The sequence below is a fragment of the Clostridioides sp. ZZV15-6598 genome (genome assembly GCF_020657705.1).
GTDB classification, from domain to species: Bacteria; Bacillota; Clostridia; order Peptostreptococcales; family Peptostreptococcaceae; genus Clostridioides; species Clostridioides difficile_F.
The window spans coordinates 1-22432 of sequence record NZ_JAGWCS010000064.1; the positions used below are offsets into that span (position 1 = coordinate 1).

The following is a 22432-nucleotide window of genomic DNA, read 5'->3' on the forward strand; positions in this document are numbered from 1 at the left end:
ATGTTAGTGTTAAGTATATTATCTATATCTATATTGGCAGTTGGATGTAGCAATGCTCAAAATGAATCAACTAAAAAAGAAACTAAAAATAATACAAATGTTGAGCAACCAAAAGAAGAAAACAATAAAGAAAATAATGCTGAAAAAGAAGTTCCTAATAAAAAATCTGCCTCAACTCCAAAGGAAGAAAAGAAGACAGAGTCTACTGTTATTTACTCTTTTGATGTAGATAAAACAGATTTAATTGAAAATAAGGTTAATTTAGAAAAAATTGATGAAAACACTTTATTTGCTGAGCTTCAAAAGCTTAAGGTAATTCCAGAATCTGCAAAACTAAATTCATTTACTACAAAAGATATTGATGGTGTAAAAACTGGTATATTAGATGTTAACTCTGATTTTACAAAATCAAACTTAGGTAGTGATGCAGAAACTTTAATGCTTGATTCAGTTGCACGTACTTACATAAAGAACATGAATGTTGAACAAATAAAGCTTACTGTTGATGGCGCTAACTATGAAAGTGGTCATATAGTTCTTGAAGATGGAGATTATTTAAAGTAAGTTTTTAAATTATATTAAGTTACAAAAAATAGTGTCAACTCTCTATAAAGTTGACACTATTTTTATGTTGTGATGCATACTATTTATTTTTTGAAATTTTCTTCAACGCATCTATTGCTTTATCTATTTCATCTTTAGTATTAAAGTATCCTATACTGAATCTTACCGCACCTTGTTTTAACGTACCTAAAGTAGTATGAGCTAATGGAGAACAATGTATTCCTGATCTAGTTGCTATATTATATTCACTATCTAATAAAAAAGTAACTTCTCCAGAATCCATATTCCCTATGTTTATAGCTATTACTGAAGCTCTTTTTTTACTGTCTTTTGGCCCATATATCTTTATATCTGGTACTTCTTCTAACTTATTTAGCATATATTGACATAATTCTTCTTCATGTTGTCTTATATTGTTGATTCCTCTTTCAAATATAAATAATACACCTTGATTAAGTCCTGCTATACCTGGAGTATTATGAGTTCCTGACTCGTATTTATCTGGGAACAGTTCTGGTTGAACCATTTCTTCTGATTTACTACCTGTCCCACCCTCTTTTAATATATTCAAATTTAGGCCTTCTCTTACATATAAGATACCTGTTCCTTGAGGTCCAAATAAACATTTATGACCTGGCATCGCCAACATGTCTATATTACATTTATTTACATCTATATCATAAACACCTGCTGTTTGTGATGCATCTACCAAGAATATTATATTATGTTTCTTAGCTATTTCACCAACTTTTTTTATATCTATTAATGTTCCACACACATTAGATGCATGTGTAGTTACAATCAACTTAGTGTTATCCTTTATTGATTTTTCTAACTCTTCATAATCTAAGAAACCTTCATCATCACATTTTACTACAGTATTCTCGACTCCTTTTTGCTCAAGTGCTTTTATGGGTCTTATTACTGAATTATGTTCCATAGATGTTGTTATTACATGATCTCCTTTTTGTAATACACCTTTTATTGCTAAATTCAAAGAGTCTGTTGCATTAGACGTAAATACTATATTCATAGGATTACTTACATTAAATAACTTAGCTACATTTTCTCTTGTGTCATAAATTTCTCTAGCAGCTCTCATAGCAAGCTTATGCCCTGCTCTTCCTGGATTTGCACAATAGTTTTTCATACAATCTAAAACAGCATCATAAACTCTTTCTGGTTTTGGATATGTAGTTGCAGCATTGTCTAGATAAATCATATTAATCGTCCTCTCTATTTTATATTTGTGTGTTATTCAAGAAGCATTGATACAATACTGTTTAAATCATCGTCATTATAGTATTCTATCTCTATTTTACCTTTTTTCTTACCTTTAGAAATATTTACTTTAGTTCCAAAAATATTTCTAAGTTTATCTTCTACATCTAAAATAAATACATCTTTAGGCTTAGACTTCTTTGGCATATCTTCTTCTTTATTTTCAGATATTTTTTTTGCAATATTTTCAACCTCTCTTACAGAGAGTTCTTCTTCTTCTATCTTTTTTGCGATTTGTAGTTGTAATTTTTTATCTACAATTCTTAACAGAGCTTTTCCATGACCTGCCGTTATTTTACCATTATCTATCATATCTATAACATCTTGTCCTAGATTTAAAAGTCTCAAGGTATTAGTTATATGAGGTCTACTTTTACCAACAGCTTCTGATATTTCTTCTTGAGTTACATTATAATGTTCTATTAAACTTTTATATGCTAGTGCTTCTTCTATTGAATTTAAATCTTCCCTCTGTAAGTTTTCAATTAAAGCTATCTCCATTATATCTTTCATCTCTATATCTTTAATTATAGCAGGTATTTGACTTTTATTTGCAAGTTTTGATGCTCTAAATCTTCTTTCACCAGCTATTATCATGTACTTATTATTTTCATCCATTTTAACTACTATTGGTTGTAGTACACCATAATTTTTTATAGACTCAGATAACACTTTTATTTTTTCTTCATCAAATTGCTTTCTTGGCTGAACTTCGTTTGGATATATTTTGTCTATATCTATACTAACTATCTCTTTATCTGAAGTTTCTCCTTTAATTTCAGGTATCAATGCACTAAGGCCTCGACCCAATCTATTACTTCTTTTAGACTTATTCTCCATACTACCACTCCTCCTCTTCTAAATCTATAAATTCTTCTGCTAGTTCCAAATAAGCTACAGACCCTCTACATCTTTTATCATAATAAATTGCTGGTTTACCATGACTAGGAGCTTCTGCAAGCCTTACATTCCTTGGAATTAGAGTTGTATATACGCTTCCTTTAAAGTACTTTTTGACTTCTTCAACTACTTGTATTGATAGATTAGCTCTTCCATCAAACATACTTAAAACAACACCTTGAATTTCTATATCTGTATTTAACCTTGATTTTACTAATTTTATAGTTTCCATTAATTGGCTTACGCCTTCTAGGGCATAATATTCACATTGTATAGGAATTAAAACACTATCTACAGCTGTTAGACAATTTATTGTAAGCATTCCAAGTGAAGGTGGGCAATCCAAAAATATATAGTCGTATTCATCCTTTACTGTTTTTATGGAATTTTTTAAAATATACTCTCTATTACTTATAGACGCAAGCTCTATCTCTGCACCTGCTAGTTCCGTAGCTGATGGAACTACATCTACATTTTCAAACTCTGTTTTTATTATTGCTTCTTTAATATGCAAACCATCTAACATAATCTCATAGATTGTATTTTCCACTTCATTTTTATCAATACCATATCCACTAGTTGTATTTCCTTGAGGGTCCAAATCTAATACTAATATCTTTTTTCCTAAGGTTCCTAAACTGGCACTTAAATTTACATTTGTTGTAGTTTTTCCGACTCCACCCTTTTGATTAAATATAGCTATAACTTTGCCCATGATGTTCCCCCCTTTAAGAATTAAATTAATTTTAAATATTGACTAGTTGCTTTTATAATTATAAATAATGTCTATAAATCAATTTATATTACAAGGCTTGTTTTAAAAAAAAAGATTACTGGTAAGCAGTAATCTCTATTTTTTAGGGATTTTTACAACAACTTCCATATAATCTCCCTTATCTATTTCATTATACTTAGCATCAATTCCTGTATTTGATATAGCATCAAAGGCTTGCTTTATAGTATTTATGTAAATTCTTATACTCATAGCACCCTTTATATTCTGTTTTTTATCAGGCTCTTCTTGAATTTCAATTTCTTCTAGTATATCTTGTATCAGTTTTTCTGTTTTTTTAACAGTCAATTCATTCTTTATGACCTTTTCTAGTACACTTTTCATTAAATCTTCACTTGGTAATTTAAGGAATGCTCTAGCATGTCTTTCTGTTAAATTATTCTCTATTAGATTCATTTTTATATCGTTTGGAAGCTTTAATATTCTAAGCTTGTTTGCTACAGTAGATTGATTTTTGCCTAATTTTTCTGCTAATTGCTGTTGAGTAAAAGCATGTTCTTTTATTAAGTTTTCATAGCCAATTGCTTCTTCAATAAAATTTAAGTCTTCTCGTTGCAAATTTTCTAATAACGCTAGAACAGCAGAAGATTCATCGTTCATATTATTTATAATTGCTGGTACAGTTTTAAGCTCTGCTAATTTGGCTGCTCTTAATCTTCTTTCTCCAGCAATTAGTTCATATTTACCATCTTTTGCTCTAACTGTTATAGGTTGAATTATACCATATACCTTTATAGAATTACTCAATTCCTCCAATGAAACTTGTGAAAATATTTTTCTTGGTTGGTATGGATTTGGAACTATATCTTCTATAGGTATCTCCATAACTCTTTTATCTTCCATAACATACCTCTCTTATTTTAGATATAAATATTTTTGTTCTCTATATGTACATACAATTTTATTTCTGCATCTACTTTAATAATTCCTTTATTTTTGTTTATTTTGAGGCAACCTTAATTATTTCTCAGGAAATAATTAAGGTTGCCTACTAATTAATAGCTTGATTATTTAATAGGATTTTTAGCTGGCTTACCAGCTTTTCTAGGGTATTTAACTGGTGTTTCATGTATCTTTTTAAACACTAATATATTATGATTTAAATCCATTTCTGGTAATTCTACATCTATTTTTTCAACAAACTCTAATCCTAAAGTATCTATAGCCTTTTTTGATTCCTCTAATTCTAGATTAGCATTTGGACCTTTTAAACAAATAAAATATCCTCCTACTTTTACAAATGGTACACAAAATTCCATAAGAATTGGTAATCCAGCTACAGCTCTTGCTGTAGCAATATCATACTTTTCTCTGTACTTTTCATCTTTTCCAAAATCTTCAGCTCTTCCATGTATAAATGTAATTCCATCTAGTTCTAGTGCTCTACCAACTTCTTCTAGAAAGCTTATTCTTTTATTTAAGGAGTCCAATAAAGTTAATTCTAATTCGTCTAAACATATTCTTAGTGGTATACCTGGAAAACCAGCACCTGTACCAACATCTATTATGGACATACCATTTTTTATATATCCATTTTTTACAGCTGAAATAGAGTCTAGAAAGTGTTTTATATACACTTCTTTTTCGTCCTCTATTCCCGTAAGGTTCATTTTTTGATTCCAATCAACTAATATATCTCTATACATTTTAAATTTTTGTAACATATTATCATTTGTATCTATATTAAAATTTTCAATTCCATTTTTTAGAAGTTCTATATTATTCACTTTTTCCACCTCTAGTTCTTCTCACTTGCTCTAGGTGTATAAGTAAGACTGATATATCAGCTGGAGAAACACCTGATATACGAGAAGCTTGACCTATTGAAATAGGTTTTATATCATCTAGCTTTTGTCTTGCTTCTAGTCTAAGTCCTTCTATTGAGGAATAATTTATTTTTTCATCTAATTTTTTATTCTCAAGCTTTTTAAATTGGTCTATTTGTTTCAATTGCTTGTCTATATAGCCTTCATACTTAGTCATTATTACACATTGTTCTTTAACTTCTCTTGAAACATCTTCACCAGCATCTTTTCCTATTTCTTCAAGCAATTCATAGGATACTTCTGGTCTTTTTAAAAACTCATACAATGATATTCCAACTTTTATTGGTGTTGCACCTTTTTCTTCTAGTAAACTATTTACTTCCTTTGGTGTAACCCTTTCACTCTTTAATCTTTCAAATTCTTTTTCAACAGCATCTTTTTTATTTATGAATCTTTCATATCTATCTTTTTTAACTAACCCTAATTCGTAACCTTTTTGAGTTAATCTCATATCAGCATTATCTTGTCTTAAATACAATCTATATTCTGCTCTTGATGTCATCATTCTATAAGGTTCATTAGTTCCTTTAGTAACAAGGTCATCTAATAATACACCTATATATGCCTCTGATCGATCTAATACAAAAGGTTCTTTTCCTTCTATCTTTCTGACAGCATTTATACCAGCCATAAGCCCTTGAGCTGCTGCTTCTTCATATCCAGAAGTTCCATTAAATTGTCCTGCACTAAATAAGTTTTCAACACCTTTTATTTCTAAACTTATTTTCAATTGTGTTGGGTCAACACAATCATATTCTATAGCATATGCAGGTCTCATTATCTTACAGTTTTCAAGCCCCTTTATAGTTTTATACATATCTAATTGAACTTCAAAAGGTAAACTAGTTGATATACCTTGAATATACATTTCTTTAGTATTCAGCCCCTCTGGCTCTATAAACAATTGATGTGAGGTTTTATCGCTAAATCTTACTACTTTATCTTCTATAGAAGGACAATATCTTGGTCCAGTACTTTCTATCACGCCACTATACATAGCAGATCTTTTTAAATTATCTAGTATAACTCTTTGAGTATCTTCAGTAGTTCTTGTTAAATAACAAGGTTCTTGCTCTTTCTCTATGTTTTCATTCATAAAGGAGAAAGGAGTTACTTTTTCATCACCTTCTTGTAGAGACATTACAGAGAAATCTATACTATCTCTATGGACTCTTGCTGGTGTTCCTGTTTTAAATCTTCTCATTCTAAGACCTAATTCAACTAAACTATCTGTAAGGTATTTTGCATATCCTAGTGCATTAGGCCCTTCGTAAAATGCTACCTCACCCATATATATTTTTGAATTTAAATAAACTCCAGTAGCTAATATTACAGCTTTAGATTTAAATGAACATCCTAATTTAGTTCCAACACCTATCACAACATTTCCTTCATGTAATATTTCTACAACTTCATCCATAGCTATATCAAGGTTTGGCTCATTTTCTAATGTTTTTTTCATTTCTTCATGGTATTTAAATTTATCTGCTTGGGCTCTTAAAGAATGAACTGCTGGTCCTTTAGCAGTATTTAACATCCTACTTTGTATATATGTCTTGTCTATATTTAGTCCCATTTGACCACCTAAAGCATCTATCTCTTTTACTAATTGACCTTTACCCGTTCCACCAATTGATGGATTGCAAGGCATTAATGCAATAGAATCTAAAGACATTGTTATTATCAAAGTTTTATATCCCATTCTTGCAGTAGCTAAAGCAGCTTCACATCCCGCATGACCTGCTCCAACTACTATAACATCATATTTTCCTGCTTCAAACTTTATCATTTATAATTCCTTTCTTTTTAATATTAATGTTTCATGAGAAACACTATAAAATATCTATAATTTCTATAATAAAAAATGAAATTTATTGCTTTTATATCTTCTTTCCTTTTGCATTTTACATCCTATTTTCCTATACAGAAGTTATGGAATATATTATCTAGTAAATCCTCTGTTACTGTATCGCCATTAATATATCCAAGGTAGTCCCATATATTTTTTAAATCGACTTCTACAAAATCAAATGGCATACTTTGTTCTAGAGCAATTAAAGCATCTGTTGCAGATTTATATGCCTTACCAAGTGCATCTTTATGTCTAGAGTTAGTTACTACTAAGCTAGAATTATTTTTGATACTTCCTTTATATACCATAGACTCTATCTTGTCTTGCAACGCTTCTATTCCTTCTTGCTGTAAAGCTGATATTCTTATTATACTATTATTTTCTACATATTTAAGTATTTTTTCTTCTTCAATCTCTTGTTTTAAGTCATTTTTATTTAATAGTACTATTGTTTGTTTATCTTTAAGCTCCTTTAATATTTCTATATCTTCCTCTGACAACTTTCTTGATGCATCTAAAACCATTATAATTAAATCAGCACTTGTAAATGATTCTTTGGATTTCTCAACTCCTATTTTTTCAACTATATCATCAGTATCTCTTATACCTGCTGTGTCAACTATCTTAAGAGGTATACCTTTTATATTCACAAATTCCTCTATGACATCTCTAGTAGTTCCTGGTATGTCTGTAACTATAGCTCTATTTTCTCCCAAAATAGAGTTAAGCAGTGAAGATTTTCCTACATTTGGTTTACCAACAATTACTGTTTTCAAGCCTTCTCTAAGTATTTTCCCGCTTTCAGCTGTATCATATAATTTTTTAATTTCTTTTTTAAGCTCACCAGTTTTATCCTTAAGCGTTTGATATGTTATATGTTCAATATCTTCTTCAGGATAATCTATAGCAACTTCTACATGTGCCAGTATCTCAGTAACTTTATCTCTTAAGTCTCTTATCTTCTTTGATAGAGAACCCTCTAGTTGGTTTTGGGCAACTTCATGAGCTATATCAGTTTTTGCCTTTATAACATCTATTACTGCTTCTGCTTGAGACAAATCTATTCTTCCATTTAAAAATGCTCTTTTAGTAAACTCCCCAGCTTCTGCCAATCTAACATCTTTAGATAATATTAGTTCTAAAATTTTCTTTACTGAAATAAATCCACCATGGCAATTTATTTCTATAACATCTTCTCCTGTATATGAATTTGGACCTTTCATATATGCCAATAATACTTCATCTATTACATTTTCATTATCTACAATATTTCCATATATTAATGTTCTTTTATTATAATCTTTAATACTCTTTCCTGACATGGACTTAAAGATTTCTTCTGCAACTTTTAAAGCTTTTTCTCCACTTATTCTCAGTATACCTATACCACCTTCTCCAGGTGCTGTAGCTATAGCCGCTATTGTATCATCTATAAACAAATTTATCACCTCTTAATTTATAATTTTTACATATAGATTTATTTTTGACCAATTGCAATGATTTAATAAGATTAAAAAATAAAACCCCCTAATGTTTAGGAGGTTGATTTTATCTTTTACACTCAATTACTAATCTTCTATATGGATCGGTTCCTTCACTATATGTAATTACATATTTGTCATTTTGAAGAGCTGAATGTATTATTCTTCTCTCATATGGATTCATATAATCTAATTTTTTAGTTTTTCTTGTTTTCGCTACTTCTCTAGCAACTTTATTAGCATATCTTATTAAAGACTCTTCTCTTTTTGATCTATAGTTTTCTATATCTACAAGTACTCTTGTATGAGAATCTTTATTTATTTTATTAAGAGCTAATCCAGTTAAAAATTGAATAGAATCTAAAGTTTCCCCTCTTCTACCAATTAAACTTGCAGCTTCTTTGCCTTCAATATCAACCATGATTAAATTATCTTTTTGAGATACATTGACTTTGGCATCAACATTTGCATTTTTCAACATTACCTCTATAAAATTTTTAGCTACATCTAGTTCCTTTTCAATAACAAAAATTTCATAGGTACCATCTTTAGCACCTATAAAACCTAAAAACCCCTTGCTTGGATTTTCTAGTATTTCTACCTCTATATCCTCTACTTTTAAATTTAACTCTGCTATAGCCTTATTTATAGCTTCTTCTTTACTTTTACTTTTTATTAATTTTAGGCTTTTTCTCATTAACTTTTTCCTCCTTAGAGTTAGCAGCCAGCTTAGCTTTTAAAGGATTCATTATTAAGTAATACTGAGCTATTGAGAATAAGTTACTTACTGTCCAGTACAATGTAAGTCCTGCTGGGAATATAAATCCCCAATAGAAAGACATCCCTGCCATTACATATGTCATTACTTTCATAGAGCCTTGTAGTTGGTCCTTTGGAGTCATTACTTTTTGCATTACATATGCACTTGCTCCTGAAAATACTGCTAATACATAATCTGGTGCTGTTAAACTTTTTATCCATAAAAACCCATTGTCAGCCGCCATAAATGCAGCTTGATTTGCAAAAACGCCATGAGCAACTGGCTCTCTTAAAACGCTAAATAATCCTATTAATATAGGAAACTGTATTAATAAAGGTAAACAACCAGATAGTGGATTAATTTTAGCTTCTCCATATAACTTAACAATTTCTTCATTTTGTTTTTCTGGCTTATTTTTATATTTTTCTTGTATCTCTTTTATACGAGGTTGTATATCTTGCATTGCTTTTGTTGACTTAGTCTGTTTAACTGTTAATGGTAGTAAAATAATCTTTACAAGTATAGTAAAAATTATTATAGAAATACCATAATGGTTAACAAATTCAAATATTACCTTAAGAATTAATCCTAAGAAATTTCCTATTATATTCAATTTTTTTATACCTCCTAATAGTTACTCTCTTTTATTTTAGAGGGTCGTAACCTCCTGGATGAAAAGGATGACATTTTAGAAGTCTTCTTATCGTTAAGTACATACCTTTTACAAATCCATATTTTTTAAACGCCTCTATTGAATATTGTGAGCAAGTTGGATAGAATCTACAAGTAGGTCCCTTTAAAGGAGATATATACTTTTGATAAAATTTTACTAAATAAATACATAAATTCGATAAATACTTACTTATTTCCTTTAATATATAAATTATTTTATTCAAAGTTATTAACCTCCATATTTATAACATACAATTTAAAGAGAAATATCCGTTCTTTTTACTAAATTTTTTATAGACTTGTCTATATCTTTAAAACTAGCATCTTTACTAGATACTCTTGCTATAAATACTATATCATATCCAGGCTTAATTTTTTCATCAATATTTAATCTGTAGGCTTCTTTTATTAACCTTCTTACTCTATTTCTAGTGATAGCTTTTCCTACTTTCTTTGAAACAGAAATACCTATTCTACTATAATCTGATTTATTTTTAAGTATATATATTACTAAATATCTGTTTGCAAAAGATTTGCCGTGTTTATATACTTTTCTAAAATCAGAGTCTTTTTTTAACCCTTTTGTCCTATTAAAGTCCATAGTTAACCTCCATAAACACAGCTATGCATTGTAATTATTTACACAAAAAGGCCACCTTTGCAGCGGCCCTTTTGTAATTAATGAGTTAATCTATTTCTTCCTTTAGCTCTTCTTCTTTTTAACACGTTTCTTCCGTTAGACGTCTTCATTCTTTTTCTGAAACCATGTTCTTTACTTCTTTGTCTCTTTTTTGGTTGATAAGTTCTTTTACTCATTATTTTGCACCGCCTTTCAGATTTCATTTTCCGTTTATAAAAATAATAACTTTACCCTCAAAGTAAACATAACACATATAATTATAAATACTTTTACTATCGTTGTCAACGAGTTTTTGGTATGCTTGCATCACAAAATCTACCATATATATATTATGTATTTTTTTTATTGAAAATACTAGTAAAAATCTATTTAATTTTATTCTAAATTATTTTTTTCAATTATATACACAAATAAAGCAAATTTAACATGTTTATATTTTTATCAACAATTAGTTAATATTGTGGATAAATTAGTTACAAATCATTGAAGTTTGACATATATTTTGATATTATAAATATACTTGTTGATAATGTGCATAAATATTATCAACTTATTAGAAATTATTCACAGCTTGTGGATACTTTTGTGTATAACTTTTAAGATTACTGACAATACTCTAGTTATAATCACCATTTATTGTATGTTTATGTTATTTATAACTTTATCTACATATTGTTTATATCTTTTCATATTTTTTTAATAATTTATACTATTATTAATTTATCAACACCATTATCCATAAATTTAGTTATTCTGTAAAATTTATATATATTTTTGCTTTTCTGTTAATAACTTTGTGGAAAATATTAATTATTCTGTTCGGAGGTTTATATTATGGATATAGTTTCTTTATGGGACAAAACCCTACAATTAATAAAAGGTGACTTAACTTCAGTAAGTTTTAATACCTTTTTTAAAAACATCGTACCATTAAAAATACATCTTAATGACTTGATACTACTAGCTCCTAGTGATTTTAATAAAGATATTCTAGAAAATAGATATTTGCATTTAATTGAAGATGCTATAAATCAACTGTCATTAAAAAAGTATAATATTAAATTTGTATTGAGCGAAAAAGAAGTTGCTGACCTAAATTCTGATAGTACAGATTTAAATTATAGAGTACTTTACCCTAACCTGAATCCAAAATACACATTTGATACGTTCGTTATTGGTAATAGCAATAGATTTGCTCATGCTGCATGTGTTGCAGTTGCTGAATCTCCTGCTAAAGCTTACAATCCACTTTTTTTGTATGGAGGGGTTGGCTTAGGTAAAACGCATTTAATGCACGCTATTGGACATCACATCGTCAGCCAAAAAAAGGATTCAAAAGTTGTTTATGTTTCTTCAGAAAAATTTACTAATGAACTTATAAACTCTATAAAAGATGATAAAAATGAAGAATTTAGAAATAAATATAGAAACGTAGATGTCTTATTAATTGATGATATTCAATTTATAGCTGGGAAAGAAAGAACTCAAGAAGAGTTTTTCCATACATTTAATACTCTTCATGAGGCAAATAAACAGATAATTATCTCTAGTGATAGACCACCAAAAGATATACCTACACTAGAAGATAGATTAAGATCGAGATTCGAAATGGGGCTTATAACTGATATTCAGGCACCAGACTTTGAAACAAGAATTGCTATACTTAGAAAAAAGGCTCAACTAGAACGTATAGAAGTGCCAAATGAAGTTATGTCATATATAGCAAAAAATATTAAGTCAAATATAAGGGAACTAGAAGGTGCCCTAACTAGAGTAGTTGCTTACTCTTCTCTTAGTAATAGAGTGATATCTTTTGATCTTGCTACAGAAGCTTTAAAAGATATTATAACAACTTCTAAAAATGAAGAAATCAATGTGCTTAGAATAAAAGAAAAAGTTTCTTCTGTATTTAATTTAAAAATGGAAGATTTTAATTCTAAAAAAAGAACTCGTTCAATAGCTTATCCAAGACAAATAGCTATGTATTTAACGCGCGAACTTACTGATTTATCTCTTCCTAAAATAGGCGAAGAGTTTGGAGGAAGAGATCATACAACAGTAATCCATGCTCATGACAAAGTATCTAAAGACATAGAAGAAAGTGAAGAAATTAAGACTAAAATAGACAAAATTATATCAGATTTAAAGGGATAATTTATACACAATTGTCTGTTTATATCTATTGAATAACTTGTTTATATTTTTTTATCTTAAAATTTATTAACAAATAATTAAGTCTAAAATAACAAAGATATCAACATCTTATACACATGTTGATATCTTTGTATTTATAATGTTACATATACTTATTAACATTATCAACAACACCTACTACTATTACTACTATGATTTTAACTTATTTTTTTATATAAAAAGCCAGAGGAGGTTATCCACATTGAAAATAATTTGTAATCAAAAAATCCTAGCAAATAGAATCGGGATTGCTCAAAAAGCTATTAATGGAAAAACAACTATAGAACTATTAAAGGGTATACTTATATCCACAGAAGAAGGTCAATTAAAACTTACTGGATACGATGCAGAGATAGGAATAGAGACTTATGTACAAGCAGAGATTATAGAAAAAGGTGATGTTGTCGTAGATGCAAGATTATTTGGAGATATAATTAGAAAATTACCAGATTCTTTTGTTGAGATAGAGACAGATTCAGAAAATAATATTTACATAAATTGTGTAAATTCAAGATTTAAAATTAAAGGATACGCAGCTAAAGAATTTCCTAAGCTACCAGAATTAAATGAAGACGATTTATATAGCATACCTCAAGAACTCCTAAAAAATATGATTAAACAAACTGTATTTGCTATTTCACAAGACCAAACAAAACCTGTTTTAATGGGAGAACTTCTAGAAATTGTAGATAAAAATTTAAATTTAGTAGCAATTGATGGATATAGATTGGCTGTAAAAAGCTGCTCAGTTGATAGTTTAACTGAAAATATAAAAGTAATAATTCCAGGAAAGACACTTATAGATGTAAATAGCTTGCTTTCTGGAGAAGATAATGTTAAAGTTGGATTTAACGAAAAAAATGCTATTTTTATAATTAATGATACAAAAATTATTACAAGATTACTTGAAGGAGATTTTATTGATTATAAAAAATTGTTGCCAAGAGAGCATAATAGCAGAGTGAAATTAAATACTAAAGAACTTTTAAACAGTATAGAAAGAGCATCTTTATTGTCTCAATCAGAAAAAAATAATCTTATAAAGTTATCTATAAGGGATAAAGTAATGGCAATTACTTCTAATACAGAAAAAGGAAATGTATATGAAGAAGTTGAAATAGATTTAGATGGAGATTATTTAGATATAGCCTTTAACTCTCGATATTTTATTGAGGGATTGAAAAACATAGATAATGAGGAAATATTTATAGAATTTACTACAAATGTAAATCCTTGTATAATTAAACCAACAGATGATATTAATTATATTTACTTGTTGCTTCCAGTAAGAATATCATCTAATATATAGCAGACATTAAGGAGTTGTCTTTTGTAGAAAAATTTTTCTAATCTTAGGCAACTCCTTTTGCAAGTATTTTTATGGTATAATATACTTTTAGTGTATTAATACCTATTTACCTAAAATAATGGCAAGGAGGAACTCTTATGACTGAAATAACTATAGAATCAGACTATATAAAGTTAGATCAATTCCTAAAATTAGCAGAGATTGCATCAACTGGAGGTCATGCAAAATTTTTAATTCAAGAAGGTTTAGTGACAGTAAATGATGAAATAGAATTAAGAAGAGGAAAAAAGATAAAATCAGGAGATATAGTTGAGATAGAAGGAACTAAAATAAAAGTATTGTAAAAAAGGAGAACTTTTTGTGAAACTTAAAAGTTTGCAGCTTGTTAATTTTAGAAATTATGAAAAGTTGCATCTGGAATTTAATGGAAAAGTGAATCTTCTTGTTGGAAAAAATGGTCAAGGAAAGACAAATATAGTAGAATCTATTTATATGCTTTCTTTTGGCAAATCATTTAGAACCAACAAAGATAGAGAAATGGTTAGATTTAATAGTGAAAATTTATATGTTGGAGGAAGTTTTTCAAAATATAATAAATATAGTCTAATAGAGCTAATTATTGGAAAAGATAAAAAGGGGATACGAATAAATAAAGTCCCTTTGCAAAAAATGCAGGAATTACTTGGCAACTTAAATGTTGTCATATTTTCGCCTGAAGATTTAAGACTGGTTAAAGAGGGTCCTAAAGAGAGAAGGACTTTCATAGATAAAGAGATTAGCCAAATTATTCCTAAATATTATAATTATCTTACTAATTACAATAAGATACTTTCTCAAAGAAGCAGAGTGCTAAAAAGCATCCATGTTGATGAAGCTTTATTAGATGTATATGATGATACACTAGCAAAATATGGAAGTTATGTTTATATTTTACGCAGAGACTTTATAAAAAAGATAGCTAATATATCTGAACATATGCATATGAATTTGACTAATGGAGTTGAAAAATTATCAATCAAATACAAAACTCAAATAAATATAACTGATGAAGATACTATAGAAACAGTATATAATAAATTTTTAGCCAAGTTGTCATCAAATAGACCTAATGATATAGAATCTAGAACTACTAGATATGGTATACACAAAGATGACTTAAATATATTCATAAATGATTTAGATGCAAGACTTTTTGGTTCACAAGGTCAACAAAGAACTGCTTCAATATCATTAAAACTATCAGAGATAGAATTAATAAAAAATGAGGTTGAAGAATATCCAGTATTAATTTTAGATGATGTTTTTAGTGAGTTAGATGAAGCAAGACAAAAACTTTTAGTAAATAATTTAAGCAATGTTCAAATGTTTATAACAAGCGCTGAGATTTCACATAAAAAAATATTTGATGAAAAGGATGTTACAATATTTAATATTGAAAATGGCAATGTTATTAGCATAGAGAATGGAGGAAATTAAATGAAACAAGAATACGGTGCAAGTCAGATACAGGTATTAGAGGGATTAGAAGCCGTTAGAAAAAGACCAGGTATGTATATTGGTAGTACAAGCCCAAGAGGTTTACACCACTTAGTTTATGAAGTTGTAGATAATAGTATAGATGAGGCTTTACAAGGATATTGTTCAAATATATATGTATCTATTAATGAAGATGGCAGTATTTTAGTAAAAGATGACGGAAGAGGTATCCCAGTCGAAACACATCCTAAGACTGGAAAATCGACTTTAGAAACAGTATTAACTAATCTTCATGCAGGAGGAAAATTTGGAGGCGGAGGATATAAAGTATCTGGAGGTCTTCATGGAGTTGGTGTTTCTGTAGTTAATGCATTATCAAAATGGATGATAGCAGAAGTTTATTTAAATGGAAAAATATACAAGCAGACATATGAAAAAGGTCTACCAACATCGAAGATTGAGATAGTTGGAGAATCTAAAAGTACAGGAACAATAATTCAATTTATGCCTGATGCTACTATATTTGATGAAATAGAGTTTAAATATGAAACATTGGAATATAGACTTAGAGAACTTTCTTTTTTAAATAAAGGAATAAAAATCGTATTTGAAGATAAAAGAGAAAATCAAGAAAAAAGAAAAGAATTTCACTATACAGGTGGTCTAGTAGAATATATTAAGTATTTAAATAAATCTAGAACTGGAATACATGATGACATAGTTTATATAGATAAAAAAGTTGATGATTGTATTGTCGAATTAGCTATGCAATATACGGATGGTTATACAGAGAACATATATTCTTTTGCGAATAATATAAATACACATGAAGGAGGAGCTCATTTAAGTGGATTTAAAGCAGCTCTTACTAAAACTGTAAATGATTATGCTAAGAGAAATAAATTCTTAAAAGAAAATGATGTTAACTTACTGGGTGAAGATATAAGAGAAGGCCTTACAGCTGTAGTATCAGTTAAATTACCAGAACCTCAATTTGAAGGACAAACTAAAACAAAACTAGGTAATAGTTTTATGAGAGGTGTGGTTGATAGTGTAACAGTTGATGAACTTGGATCTTTCTTAGAGGAGAATCCAGCAACAGCTAGAATAATAGTTGATAAAGCTTTGAGAGCACAAAGAGCTAGAGAAGCTGCAAAGAAAGCAAGAGAATTAACAAGAAGAAAGAGTGTTTTAGAAAGCACATCTTTACCTGGAAAATTAGCAGATTGTGCAGAAAAAGACCCTGCTAAAAGTGAAATATTCTTAGTCGAAGGAGATTCAGCGGGAGGTTCAGCAAAACAAGGTAGAGATAGAAATAGCCAAGCGATACTTCCATTAAGAGGTAAGATACTTAATGTTGAAAAATCAAGACTAGATAGGATATTATCTTCAGACGAAATAAAAAATATGATAACAGCTTATGGTTGTGGTATAGGAGAAGATTTTGATATAGATAAGGCTAGATATCATAAAATCATAATTATGACCGATGCCGATGTAGATGGAGCTCATATAAGAACTTTACTATTAACATTCTTCTTTAGATACATGAGACCTCTTATAGATGAGGGATATGTTTATGCAGCACAACCTCCTTTATATAAAGTAACAAAGCAAAAAAAGGAACATTATGTTTATTCAGATAAAGAATTAAATATTTTATTAGATGAAATTGGAAGAAATGGTGCAGAGCTTCAAAGATATAAAGGTCTTGGAGAGATGAATGCAGAGCAATTATGGGATACTACTATGAATCCTGATACAAGAACTTTATTACAAGTAACTGTAGAAGATGCTGCAATTGCAGATGAAGTATTTTCAATGCTTATGGGTGATAAGGTTGCTCCAAGAAAAGAATTTATAGAAGAAAATGCAAGATTTGTTAGAAACTTAGATATATAGAGAAAGGGGATTAGTATACATGGAAGAAAATAACAAAATACTCCCTATTGAAATAGCGGAAGAAATGAAAAAATCGTATATCGATTATTCGATGAGTGTTATAGCTGGACGTGCTCTTCCTGATGTTAGAGATGGTCTAAAGCCAGTTCACAGAAGAATACTATACTCAATGAGTGAATTAAACTTAACACCAGATAAACCATATAGAAAGTCAGCCCGTATTGTTGGGGACGTTTTAGGTAAGTACCATCCACATGGAGATACTGCTGTTTATTTTGCAATGGTAAGAATGGCTCAAGACTTTTCAACTAGAGCACTTTTAGTAGATGGTCATGGTAACTTTGGTTCTGTTGATGGAGACTCACCAGCGGCAATGCGTTATACAGAAGCTAAGATGAGTAAATTATCATTAGAATTATTAAGAGATATAGAAAAAGAAACTGTAGATTTTAAGCCAAACTTTGATGAATCGTTAAAAGAGCCTTCAGTACTACCAGCAAGATATCCTAATCTACTAGTAAATGGATCTAATGGTATAGCTGTTGGTATGGCAACTTCAATACCTCCACATAATTTAGCCGAAGTAATTGATGCAACTGTACATTTGATTGACAATCCAGATTGTAGTGTTGAGGACTTAATAAAATTTATACAAGGTCCAGATTTTCCTACAGCTGCAATTATAATGGGTAAAGAGAATATAGCAGAGGCATATAGAACTGGAAGAGGTAAAGTTAAGGTTAGATCTAGAGCTTTTATAGAAGAACTCCCAAAAGGAAAACAACAGATAATAGTTACAGAAATACCTTATCAAGTAAATAAAGCTAAATTAGTTGAGAGAATAGCTGAGTTAGTTAAAGAAAAGAGAATAGAAGGTATATCAGATTTAAGAGACGAAAGTAATAGAAATGGTATGAGAATTGTTATAGAATTAAAGAGAGATGCTAATGCTAATATAGTATTAAATAATCTGTATAAACATTCTCAAATGGAAGACACATTTAGTATAATAATGCTTGCTCTTGTAGATGGTCAACCAAGAGTTTTAAATCTTAAGCAAATACTATATCATTATATTAAACATCAAGAGGATGTTGTCACAAGAAGAACTAAATTTGAATTAAATAAAGCTGAAGCAAGAGCACATATTTTAGAAGGATTAAAAATTGCTTTAGATAATATAGATGCTGTTATAAGCTTGATAAGAGCTTCAAAAACAGGTCAAGAAGCTAAGATAGGTTTAATAGAAAAATTCAATCTAACTGAGATTCAAGCTCAAGCTATACTAGATATGAGACTTCAAAGACTTACAGGTCTAGAAAGAGACAAGATAGAAGCTGAGTATGAAGATTTAATAAAGAAAATAAATAGATTAAAAGAAATTTTGGCTGATGAAAGATTACTTTTAAATGTAATAAAAGATGAAATTACAATAATAAAAGAAAATTATTCTGATGAAAGAAGAACAGAAATAAGACATGCTGAAGGCGAGATAGATATGAGAGATCTTATAAGTGATGAGGAAATAGCCATAACACTTACTCACTTTGGATATATAAAAAGACTTCCATCTGATACTTATAGAAGTCAAAAAAGAGGTGGAAGAGGTATCTCGGCACTTACAACTAGAGAAGAGGATTTTGTAAGACATTTGATAACTACAACTACTCATAGTAGATTACTGTTCTTTACAAATAAGGGTAGAGTATTTAAATTAAATGCATATGAAATACCTGAAGGTAAGAGACAAGCAAAAGGTACTGCTATAGTAAACTTACTTCAATTATCAGCAGATGAAAAGATTGCAACTTTAATACCTATAGATGGTAATGATGAAAATGAATATTTATTACTTACAACTAAAAAAGGTATTGTTAAGAAGACTAAACGAGAAGAGTTTAAAAATATAAATAAATCTGGTCTTATTGCTATAGGTTTAAGAGATGATGATGAACTTATTGGAGTAGAGCTAACAGACGGAAAACAGGAAGTACTTTTAGTAACTAATGAAGGTATGTCTATAAGATTTGATGAAAATGATATAAGATATATGGGTAGAACAGCAATGGGTGTAAAAGGTATAACTTTAAGTAAAAACGACTTTGTTGTATCTATGAATCTTTGTAGTAAAGGTACAGATGTATTAGTTGTCAGCAGAAATGGCTTTGGTAAAAGAACAAATATAGAAGAATATAGAAGCCAAATAAGAGCTGGAAAAGGAATCAAAACTTATAACATATCTGAAAAAACTGGTACAATTGTTGGTGCAGAGATGGTCAATGAAGATGATGAGATAATGATTATAAATTCTGATGGAGTTCTTATTAGAATAAGAGTTAATGAAATTTCACTATTTGGAAGGGTTACAAGTGGTGTTAAATTAATGAAGACTAATGAAGAAGTGAATGTAGTTTCGATTGCTAAAATAAATATTGAAGAAGAATAGGATAAATATCCTATTCTTTTTGTATAATGTACTTAGATAAAAATTTAAAATTGAAAGGAGTAGTTGTTATGTGTAATAAAAGAGGTTGTAAAAAAGGTGGATTTTTATTAATAGGAGCCATTTTAGGTTTTATATTTGGTATGTTTCTTGCACCAAAAAAAGGTTCTGAGTTAAGAAAAGAGACAAAAGATAAGTTTGATAAAGTGAAAGAAAACCCAAAAGAAGTTCTACATGAAACATTTAATGATGTTAAAGAGAGAATAATAACTTTAGTAGATGATGATAATAATGAAGAAGATATAAAAATTTCAGAAGAAGATATAGTAATAAGTAAAAGTTTTGACGACGAGGGAGATGTTAACTAATGAATGCATGGGGGTGGCAGATAGGAGCAGTGTTAGTAGGTAGCTCGGCTCTTATAGTAGCAATTTATTTAGCTAAAACTCTAAATAGTTTAAATAAAGTTGTTGAAAAAGCTTATAAGATTGTAGATTACAATGAAAGACATATACAAGATATTGTTGAAAATGCATCATCAATATCAAAGGGAATAGATGATATAGTTTATGTAATTAATAAGATATTGAGTATAGGTAATATATTTAAAATTATTAAGAGAAAATAGGAGGTTTTTACATGTCTATGAATATAGATTCAAATTTAGATTCTCAAAATAAGTTTTGGAATGTTTGTATTGATGGAGAACTTGATGTCTCTACAGCTGATAAGTTAAAAGAACATTTACATGGTTTGATAGAAAGAAACATGTTGGATGTAAAGATTAATCTTAAAGATTTAGATTATATAGACTCTACAGGTTTAGGAGCCATGATAGGTGTTTTAAAAAAACTAAAGATAAATGAAAAAGAGATATACATAGTAAATCCTAAGAGTAATGTTAGGAAAATTTTTACTATAACAGGTCTAGATAAAATATTTAAAGTGGAGGGATAAATTTTGGCTTGTGAAACTATAAAGATGGAAATTACTACAAATCCAGATTATGTAGGTATAATAAGATTAACAGCATCTGGGATTGCAAATAAAATGGGGTTTCCAATAGATGATATAGAAGATATAAAGGTAGCAGTATCAGAGGCATGTACAAATGCAATAAAACACAGTAATGATGATGTATTCAATATAGTATTTAATATCTTAGATGATGCAATTAATATAGAGATTCAAGATAATGGAAAAGGATATGATGTTAGCTCAATAAGTACACCAGATTTAGAGAATCCAAAAGAAAGTGGTCTTGGATTATTTATAATTAAAACTTTAATGGATGATGTAGATATTGAATCAGAATGTAATCAAGGAACAAAAATAAAAATGACTAAGTATTTAGGAGTTGATATTTAATGAAAAATGTAGCTAATGCTACACATTACCTAAATATGGATACAAAAGAACTATTTAATTTATATAATACAAATAAAAACGTAGATATCAGGAATATTCTTATTGAAAGACATCTATATTTAGCAAGGTTGTTAGCTAAGAAGTATATAAACAAGGGTGTTGATTTTGAAGACATATATCAAGTCGCTTCATTAGCATTAATTTATGCTATTGATAGATATGATGTTGAAAAGGGATTTGAATTCTCCAGTTTTGCAACACCAACTATAGTAGGAGAAATTAAAAAATATTTTAGAGATAAAGTATGGACACTTAGAGTACCAAGAAGAATACAAGAATTAAGCAAAAAGATAAGTGATGCTAAAATTAAACTAGAGCAAGAAAATAAAAAACATCCAAAGGTAAAAGATATTGCTGACTATATAGGGGTTAGTGAAGAAGATGTATTAGAGGCTATGGAAGCCTCTTATGGTTATCAACCTATGTCTTTAGATTCATCAAGTAATGATGATTCAGAAGACAAAGACATAACTCTTATTGATAAAATAGGAAAAGAAGAAGGTAATTTCGGAAGTATAGAGTACGAAGATTTTATTAATAAGTTTATTGAAACTTTAAATGAGTTAGAAGTAAAAATATTTAAAGATAGATTTTTCTTTGATAAAACCCAGTCTAGTATAGCTAAAGAATTAGATATATCTCAAATGACTGTTTCTCGCTTAGAAAAAAAGGTTGTAGAAAAGCTAAAAAAAGAATATGAAAAAAATTTTTAAAAAATAAATGAAAAAAGTATTGACCTACTGTTTGAATGATGGTATAGTATTACTTGTCCTTGAAAAAAGGAATAAGAAAAAAATACGAACATTGAAAATTAAACAGTAGGTTAATTTATATTAAGAAACAAACCATAAAGCCAGATATTTTGATAACAATAGTATCTGAGCCTGATAAACTTTTATTTGAGAGTTTGAT

General features: G+C 28.9%; 24 protein-coding genes. 12 read left to right on the top strand and 12 right to left on the bottom strand.

Features of this window, described 5'->3' with window-relative positions:
* A partial coding sequence (locus tag KGF50_RS12835; protein WP_227848415.1) for a GerMN domain-containing protein occupies window positions 1–564 on the top strand: 564 nt, incomplete at its 5' end.
* Window positions 565–643: 79 nt separating this feature from the next.
* On the opposite strand, the gene KGF50_RS12840 is transcribed toward KGF50_RS12835, so the two are convergent.
* The 12 genes from KGF50_RS12840 to rpmH all read right to left on the bottom strand — a co-directional run bounded on the left by KGF50_RS12840 (window position 644) and on the right by rpmH (window position 10945).
* The gene (locus KGF50_RS12840; RefSeq protein WP_227848416.1) at window positions 644–1786 is read right to left on the bottom strand and encodes an aminotransferase class V-fold PLP-dependent enzyme; all 1143 of its coding nucleotides are present in this window, start codon (window positions 1784–1786) and stop codon (window positions 644–646) included.
* A gap of 32 nt (window positions 1787–1818) precedes the next feature.
* Window positions 1819–2685, bottom strand: a complete 867-nt coding sequence (locus tag KGF50_RS12845) for a ParB/RepB/Spo0J family partition protein (protein ID WP_227848417.1) — start codon at window positions 2683–2685, stop codon at window positions 1819–1821.
* A gap of 1 nt (window position 2686) precedes the next feature.
* On the bottom strand, window positions 2687–3460 hold the full coding sequence (locus KGF50_RS12850; protein ID WP_227848418.1) for an AAA family ATPase: 774 nt from the start codon (window positions 3458–3460) through the stop codon (window positions 2687–2689).
* Window positions 3461–3595: 135 nt separating this feature from the next.
* Window positions 3596–4381, bottom strand: a complete 786-nt coding sequence (gene noc, locus KGF50_RS12855) for a nucleoid occlusion protein (protein ID WP_227848419.1) — start codon at window positions 4379–4381, stop codon at window positions 3596–3598.
* Between the two features lie 164 nt (window positions 4382–4545).
* A complete protein-coding gene (gene rsmG / locus KGF50_RS12860; RefSeq protein WP_227848420.1) occupies window positions 4546–5265 on the bottom strand; it encodes a 16S rRNA (guanine(527)-N(7))-methyltransferase RsmG in 720 nt (239 codons plus the stop codon).
* Entirely contained in the window at window positions 5258–7153 is a 1896-nt protein-coding gene (mnmG, locus tag KGF50_RS12865; RefSeq protein ID WP_227848421.1) for a tRNA uridine-5-carboxymethylaminomethyl(34) synthesis enzyme MnmG, read from the bottom strand. The genes rsmG and mnmG overlap by 8 nt, the downstream gene beginning before the upstream one ends.
* 122 nt (window positions 7154–7275) lie before the next feature.
* Window positions 7276–8655, bottom strand: coding sequence for a tRNA uridine-5-carboxymethylaminomethyl(34) synthesis GTPase MnmE (gene mnmE, locus KGF50_RS12870; protein ID WP_227848422.1), 1380 nt, complete (start codon window positions 8653–8655; stop codon window positions 7276–7278).
* A gap of 109 nt (window positions 8656–8764) precedes the next feature.
* Window positions 8765–9394, bottom strand: coding sequence for an RNA-binding cell elongation regulator Jag/EloR (jag, locus tag KGF50_RS12875; RefSeq protein WP_227848423.1), 630 nt, complete (start codon window positions 9392–9394; stop codon window positions 8765–8767).
* A complete protein-coding gene (locus KGF50_RS12880) occupies window positions 9363–10070 on the bottom strand; it encodes a YidC/Oxa1 family membrane protein insertase (RefSeq protein ID WP_227436572.1) in 708 nt (235 codons plus the stop codon). Before KGF50_RS12880 ends, jag begins: the two co-directional genes overlap by 32 nt.
* Before the next feature lie 31 nt (window positions 10071–10101).
* The gene (yidD, locus tag KGF50_RS12885) at window positions 10102–10353 is read right to left on the bottom strand and encodes a membrane protein insertion efficiency factor YidD (protein WP_227848424.1); all 252 of its coding nucleotides are present in this window, start codon (window positions 10351–10353) and stop codon (window positions 10102–10104) included.
* Window positions 10354–10385: 32 nt separating this feature from the next.
* The gene (gene rnpA / locus KGF50_RS12890; RefSeq protein WP_227828563.1) at window positions 10386–10730 is read right to left on the bottom strand and encodes a ribonuclease P protein component; all 345 of its coding nucleotides are present in this window, start codon (window positions 10728–10730) and stop codon (window positions 10386–10388) included.
* Window positions 10731–10807: 77 nt separating this feature from the next.
* Complete coding sequence (rpmH, locus tag KGF50_RS12895) at window positions 10808–10945, bottom strand: 50S ribosomal protein L34 (RefSeq protein ID WP_003420485.1); 138 nt, start codon at window positions 10943–10945, stop codon at window positions 10808–10810.
* Window positions 10946–11603: 658 nt separating this feature from the next.
* On the opposite strand from rpmH, the gene dnaA reads away from it, so the two are divergent.
* From dnaA to KGF50_RS12950, 11 genes are all read left to right on the top strand, one after another.
* The gene (gene dnaA, locus KGF50_RS12900) at window positions 11604–12923 is read left to right on the top strand and encodes a chromosomal replication initiator protein DnaA (RefSeq protein ID WP_255654929.1); all 1320 of its coding nucleotides are present in this window, start codon (window positions 11604–11606) and stop codon (window positions 12921–12923) included.
* Window positions 12924–13164: 241 nt separating this feature from the next.
* Complete coding sequence (gene dnaN / locus KGF50_RS12905) at window positions 13165–14271, top strand: DNA polymerase III subunit beta (protein ID WP_227848425.1); 1107 nt, start codon at window positions 13165–13167, stop codon at window positions 14269–14271.
* Window positions 14272–14408: 137 nt separating this feature from the next.
* Window positions 14409–14615 (top strand): S4 domain-containing protein YaaA, encoded by a 207-nt coding sequence (gene yaaA / locus KGF50_RS12910; RefSeq protein ID WP_227436580.1) that lies wholly within the window; start codon window positions 14409–14411, stop codon window positions 14613–14615.
* 16 nt (window positions 14616–14631) lie between these two features.
* Window positions 14632–15747 (top strand): DNA replication/repair protein RecF, encoded by a 1116-nt coding sequence (gene recF, locus KGF50_RS12915; RefSeq protein ID WP_227848426.1) that lies wholly within the window; start codon window positions 14632–14634, stop codon window positions 15745–15747.
* Window positions 15748–17649, top strand: coding sequence for a DNA topoisomerase (ATP-hydrolyzing) subunit B (gene gyrB, locus KGF50_RS12920; protein ID WP_227848427.1), 1902 nt, complete (start codon window positions 15748–15750; stop codon window positions 17647–17649).
* Window positions 17650–17668: 19 nt separating this feature from the next.
* The gene (gene gyrA / locus KGF50_RS12925; protein WP_227848428.1) at window positions 17669–20095 is read left to right on the top strand and encodes a DNA gyrase subunit A; all 2427 of its coding nucleotides are present in this window, start codon (window positions 17669–17671) and stop codon (window positions 20093–20095) included.
* 68 nt (window positions 20096–20163) lie between these two features.
* Complete coding sequence (locus KGF50_RS12930; protein WP_227436588.1) at window positions 20164–20460, top strand: YtxH domain-containing protein; 297 nt, start codon at window positions 20164–20166, stop codon at window positions 20458–20460.
* Window positions 20460–20720: a hypothetical protein gene (locus KGF50_RS12935; RefSeq protein ID WP_054272124.1), complete on the top strand. Its 261-nt coding sequence runs from the start codon at window positions 20460–20462 to the stop codon at window positions 20718–20720. The genes KGF50_RS12930 and KGF50_RS12935 overlap by 1 nt, the downstream gene beginning before the upstream one ends.
* An 11-nt stretch (window positions 20721–20731) precedes the next feature.
* On the top strand, window positions 20732–21049 hold the full coding sequence (locus tag KGF50_RS12940; RefSeq protein WP_227436590.1) for an STAS domain-containing protein: 318 nt from the start codon (window positions 20732–20734) through the stop codon (window positions 21047–21049).
* 3 nt (window positions 21050–21052) lie between these two features.
* Window positions 21053–21460: an ATP-binding protein gene (locus tag KGF50_RS12945; RefSeq protein ID WP_227436592.1), complete on the top strand. Its 408-nt coding sequence runs from the start codon at window positions 21053–21055 to the stop codon at window positions 21458–21460.
* Complete coding sequence (locus tag KGF50_RS12950; protein WP_227436593.1) at window positions 21460–22233, top strand: SigB/SigF/SigG family RNA polymerase sigma factor; 774 nt, start codon at window positions 21460–21462, stop codon at window positions 22231–22233. The genes KGF50_RS12945 and KGF50_RS12950 overlap by 1 nt, the downstream gene beginning before the upstream one ends.
* The last annotated feature ends 199 nt before the right edge of the window (window positions 22234–22432 follow it).

What these genes read in the sequence shown, in the direction of transcription:
- dnaA (WP_255654929.1), top strand. Translation starts at nt 11,604, where the DNA reads ATGGATATAGTTTCTTTATGGGACAAAACCCTACAATTAATAAAAGGT.
- KGF50_RS12930 (WP_227436588.1), top strand. Translation starts at nt 20,164, where the DNA reads ATGTGTAATAAAAGAGGTTGTAAAAAAGGTGGATTTTTATTAATAGGA.
- mnmG (WP_227848421.1), bottom strand. Translation starts at nt 7,153, where the DNA reads ATGATAAAGTTTGAAGCAGGAAAATATGATGTTATAGTAGTTGGAGCA.
- KGF50_RS12935 (WP_054272124.1), top strand. Translation starts at nt 20,460, where the DNA reads ATGAATGCATGGGGGTGGCAGATAGGAGCAGTGTTAGTAGGTAGCTCG.
- KGF50_RS12850 (WP_227848418.1), bottom strand. Translation starts at nt 3,460, where the DNA reads ATGGGCAAAGTTATAGCTATATTTAATCAAAAGGGTGGAGTCGGAAAA.
- yaaA (WP_227436580.1), top strand. Translation starts at nt 14,409, where the DNA reads ATGACTGAAATAACTATAGAATCAGACTATATAAAGTTAGATCAATTC.
- jag (WP_227848423.1), bottom strand. Translation starts at nt 9,394, where the DNA reads ATGAGAAAAAGCCTAAAATTAATAAAAAGTAAAAGTAAAGAAGAAGCT.
- KGF50_RS12845 (WP_227848417.1), bottom strand. Translation starts at nt 2,685, where the DNA reads ATGGAGAATAAGTCTAAAAGAAGTAATAGATTGGGTCGAGGCCTTAGT.
- noc (WP_227848419.1), bottom strand. Translation starts at nt 4,381, where the DNA reads ATGGAAGATAAAAGAGTTATGGAGATACCTATAGAAGATATAGTTCCA.
- gyrA (WP_227848428.1), top strand. Translation starts at nt 17,669, where the DNA reads ATGGAAGAAAATAACAAAATACTCCCTATTGAAATAGCGGAAGAAATG.
- rpmH (WP_003420485.1), bottom strand. Translation starts at nt 10,945, where the DNA reads ATGAGTAAAAGAACTTATCAACCAAAAAAGAGACAAAGAAGTAAAGAA.
- KGF50_RS12940 (WP_227436590.1), top strand. Translation starts at nt 20,732, where the DNA reads ATGTCTATGAATATAGATTCAAATTTAGATTCTCAAAATAAGTTTTGG.
- KGF50_RS12950 (WP_227436593.1), top strand. Translation starts at nt 21,460, where the DNA reads ATGAAAAATGTAGCTAATGCTACACATTACCTAAATATGGATACAAAA.
- gyrB (WP_227848427.1), top strand. Translation starts at nt 15,748, where the DNA reads ATGAAACAAGAATACGGTGCAAGTCAGATACAGGTATTAGAGGGATTA.
- KGF50_RS12840 (WP_227848416.1), bottom strand. Translation starts at nt 1,786, where the DNA reads ATGATTTATCTAGACAATGCTGCAACTACATATCCAAAACCAGAAAGA.
- rnpA (WP_227828563.1), bottom strand. Translation starts at nt 10,730, where the DNA reads ATGGACTTTAATAGGACAAAAGGGTTAAAAAAAGACTCTGATTTTAGA.